A 1,919-nucleotide genomic window follows, 5' to 3' on the forward strand; every position below is an offset into this window, starting at 1 on the left:
ACAGTGCGCGATGCCCAGGGGCTGCTCCTGGCATATGTAGGTGATGCGCAGACCGAAACGGCTGCCGTCCCCGATCGCCTCAATTATTTCCTGAGCCCAGTCGCCGACGACAATACCGACCTCTTTGATATCGAGGTCGCGAATATTCTCCAGAACGTATTCCAGGACCGGCTTCCCGGCGATCGGAACAAGCTGCTTCGGCATGGCGTAACTGATCGGGCGCAGGCGGGTCCCCGAACCGCCCGACAGTACAAGTGCCTTCATTGTGTTCCGCCCTTCAGCGCAATCACTGAAATTCCACGTCACTGTAGACCGGACCGCGTGGTACACGCTTCTCGCAGAATGCCCACGACTTCGCAATCCCGGAGATGCGGCGGCCCCTCGGCGGGCCGGAGGATTCCAGCGAATGTGAGATGCCCGCTTCCCGATGCGCGAGAAGGAGACTCCGTGGACGTGTCAGCGCAGTACGACGTCATCGTGGTGGGCGGTGGCCCGGCGGGCTCGACCGTGTCCACGCTGGTCCGCAAGAGGGGCCACCGGGTGCTCCAGCTGGAGAAGGAGACCTTCCCGCGCTACCAGATCGGCGAGTCCCTCCTGCCCGCCACCGTCCACGGCATCGCGCACCTCCTCGACGTCTCCGACGAGCTGAAGAGGGCCTCCTTCACGATCAAGCACGGCGGGACGTTCAAGTGGGGTGCCAACCCTGAGCCCTGGACGTTCGACTTCGCCGTCTCTCGCCGGATGCCCGGCGCGACGGGGTACGCCTACCAGGTCGAACGCATGAAGTTCGACAAGATCCTCCTCGACAACGCCCGCAAGCACGGTGTGGAGGTACGGGAGAAGAGCGACGTCCTCGACGTACTCAAGGCCGAGGGCGGCCGGGTGCGGGGGGTGCGCTACCGGGACGCCGAGGGTCGCGAGCACGAGGTGGGCGCCCGCTTCGTCGTGGACGCCTCCGGCAACACCGGCGGGCTGTACAAGAAGTCCGGCTCCAAGCGCGAGTACTCGCCCTTCTTCCGCAACCTCGCCCTGTTCGGCTACTTCAACGGCGGCAAGCGGCTGCCCAAGCCGAACTCCGGGAACATCTTCACCTGCGCCTTCGAGCACGGCTGGTTCTGGTACATCCCCCTGACCCCCGACCTGACCAGCGTCGGCGCGGTGGTGAACCGGGACTCGGCGAGCCTGGTGCAGGGCGACCCCGAGAAGGCGATGGAGTCGTTCATCGCGGCCTGCCCGCTGATCGCGGAGAAGCTCTCCGAGGCCACCCGGGTGACCGAGGGCCCCTACGGCGAGCTGCGGGTCCGCAAGGACTGGTCGTACAGCAACACGAAGTTCTGGGCGCCGGGCATGGCGCTGATCGGGGACGCCGCGTGCTTCGTCGACCCGGTGTTCTCCTCCGGGGTCCACCTCGCCACCTACAGCGGGCTGCTGGCCGCGCGCTCGCTCAACTCCTGCCTGGACGGGACTGTCGACGAGACCACCGCGTTCGAGGAGTTCGAGGCCCGCTACCGGCTGGAGTACAGCCGCTTCTACGAGTTCCTCGTCGGCTTCTACGACATGCACCATTCGGAGGACTCCTATTTCTGGCAGGCCCGAAAGATCTCCAACACCGCGGACTCCGACCTGGAGTCGTTCGTCGAACTGATCGGCGGGGTCTCCTCCGACGAGTTCGCCGATGCGGCGCGGGCCAGACAGCGGTTCTCCGAGGCGTCGGACGAGATGGCCGGCATGACGCACACCGCCGCGGACGACGCCGACGGGCCGCACGGCGCCGTGCCGGGGAAGGTGGTGGGCCGGCTCATGGAGCAGGGCGCCGCCCTGCAGGCGCGGGCTCTGCTCGGCGACGAGGCGGGGGCCGAACGACCGGTCAGGCGGGGGGGTCTGGCCGCGTCGACGGACGGACTGGGCTGGGTTCCCCA

General features: G+C 67.1%; 2 protein-coding genes. One reads left to right on the forward strand and one right to left on the reverse strand.

Annotated features, from left to right (window positions below; translation table 11 throughout):
- A partial coding sequence (locus tag ACZ7HQ_RS45215) for a sugar phosphate nucleotidyltransferase (protein ID WP_471003415.1) occupies positions 1-264 on the reverse strand: 264 nt, incomplete at its 3' end.
- 183 nt (positions 265-447) lie between these two features.
- Between ACZ7HQ_RS45215 and ACZ7HQ_RS45220 the strand changes: the two genes are divergently transcribed.
- The coding region (locus tag ACZ7HQ_RS45220; protein ID WP_471003419.1) for a tryptophan 7-halogenase at positions 448-1,919 on the forward strand (1,472 nt) is incomplete at its 3' end.

It is taken from the genome of Streptomyces sp. NPDC037290 (assembly GCF_055603245.1).